The 2,029-nt window shown below is 37.5% G+C and carries 1 protein-coding gene and 1 pseudogene; both read right to left on the reverse strand.

Annotated features, from left to right (window positions below):
* Positions 1 to 685 precede the first annotated feature (685 nt).
* A complete protein-coding gene (locus P20495_RS05315; RefSeq protein WP_033016175.1) occupies positions 686 to 1,435 on the reverse strand; it encodes an IS5 family transposase in 750 nt (249 codons plus the stop codon).
* A 203-nt stretch (positions 1,436 to 1,638) separates the two neighbouring features.
* Positions 1,639 to 2,029, reverse strand: a pseudogene (locus P20495_RS20875) (transposase); the annotation flags it as partial.

The raw sequence follows: 2,029 nt of genomic DNA on the forward strand, positions 1-2,029 counted from the left end.
ACTAGCCTCTAACTTCGAAAAGTGCAAAAATTAGGGTGGGTGTCACTGTTAGTTATCCAAAGTAAAGACTGCTTCTGCCTTACATCCCTGTTGGTAACAAAGAGTAAATCCCCCTAGGACTAATCAAAATACACCCCATGTTATGCATTCATGCTGCAGCTTCACCAACTTATAAATGGTAAACACGGGTAAATCTTCACAAAAATACGACGACTAACTTATTTTAAAGCGAGCTAAAAATAAGTAACTCACTTAATTCTAACTTAGTACAACCACATTAAAGAAAGTGAACATGCTTAATAGTCGATTAAAAAAATGCCTTATACAGCTATTTATACAAAGCAATACTCTGGCCTAACCCAGCGCTAATAACGTTTGTTTAATTTAAGAGGATAACTTACTGATTGTTAAGGCGCAATAATAGGAACAAGCAATGTTCGTTATAGCTTGATTTAATAGCGACTCCAAGTCGTTAGAGTATGTTTATCTTTTGAGATTAAGTTTGTAGAGTAAAACAGATAGACAGCCACTCTAATTCAACAAGCAAGGGTGTATTATTAGATTTACTTTTTAGGTTAATAACAAGTGGTAACTAGACAGCCACTCTAAATCAACAAGCAAGGGTGTATTATTAGATTTACTTTTTAGGTTAAAAATTTATCTTTTACTAGGGGCTGTTGATCTTTCACATTGGTAGCCAAATCATTGCACATGCCAGCGCTAACATACTCCCAAACTGTAATTTCAATTTATCGTACCTTGTCGCTATAGCACGGAAGTGCTTTAGCCTTGCAAAGGCATTTTCAACTAAATGCCTATATTTATATAAGCACCAATCAATATCACCATTACCTGTTTTTGAGTTTTTCTTTCTAGGGATCACTGGGCTTGAGTTTCTCTCTCGAACCTTATTTCTAATGACTTCACTATCATAGCCTTTGTCCGCGATAACAAAATCGCCTTCGGGCAATAATTCAATCAGTTCATTTGCCACTTTACTATCATGAACATCGCCGCCTGTAATAATAAATTCAATTGGTAAGCCATAACTATCAACAGCTAAATGAATTTTACTTGTATTACCGCCACGACTTAATGCTATCGCTTGTTCTTGTTGAGACGCAGCACCTGTACTGTGTTGGTGTGCTTTAACATAACTGCCATCAATGAATTCCCACTCAGTGTCACTATTGGCGGATAATGATTTGAACAACCTTATTAATATTCCTTTTTTAGACCAAAGTAGAAATCGGCGGTAAATAGTATTCCATAAACCAAAACACTCAGGGAGGTCACGCCATGGGCAACCAACACGTAAGCGATATAAAATTCCTTCCATCGTTTGTCTGTGTTCAAGCTTGTTATAAACTCTATCTTCAAGCAAAATTGATTTTAGCTTCGACCACAACTTATCAGTGAGCATTAATCGGGGCATGGTAATCTCGTAAGGTTTGTTTTTGGCGAAGTAAATTATACGAGATTATCGCTTGCGCACAAAATTCAAACAAAGATCAACAGCCCCTAATGCGTTACTTTCATTTCATCCAGTAAATAAGTTATTTGTACTCTTAAGTCTAAATTAGGCGCATGAAAATACGCTGCATGATGCAGTGTTCATTTTTTGCCAAGTCGTACGTTTTATGCGAGTAACTTCTCGCAGTTACTAATATTTGATCGCCGTTTTCTGTTTAAATTTTCACAATAACTTGCTTGTGAGATTGGTCTGCCTACTGCACCATGAAATACGCGTGTAAATTGTGTGGTGAGTTTCAACCAGTTTTCAGAGGAAATATTGACTCTTTCGAGTAAGGGTAACTGTATACTCTCAATATACCCTCGTTTGTCTTCTCGTATACAACGCCCTGTTAACTCAACAAGTTCAAGGTACGATTTAAGCTCAAAGGGTAGCCCTTTTGGCATGATTTGACGTGGCATGCCTGCAAAGCGGAGTAATTGTTTTGGCTGCTTGCCTTCTTTTGCGCATATTAGCCGTACTTGAGCACTGGTATGGTCTGATTCTTCTGGTGTC

It is taken from the genome of Pseudoalteromonas sp. BSi20495, assembly GCF_000241185.1.
GTDB classification, from domain to species: domain Bacteria; phylum Pseudomonadota; class Gammaproteobacteria; order Enterobacterales; family Alteromonadaceae; genus Pseudoalteromonas; species Pseudoalteromonas fuliginea.

Bases quoted from the DNA above. Each gene is read 5' to 3' on its own strand.
- P20495_RS05315 (WP_033016175.1), bottom strand. From the start codon at position 1,435: ATGCCCCGATTAATGCTCACTGATAAGTTGTGGTCGAAGCTAAAATCA.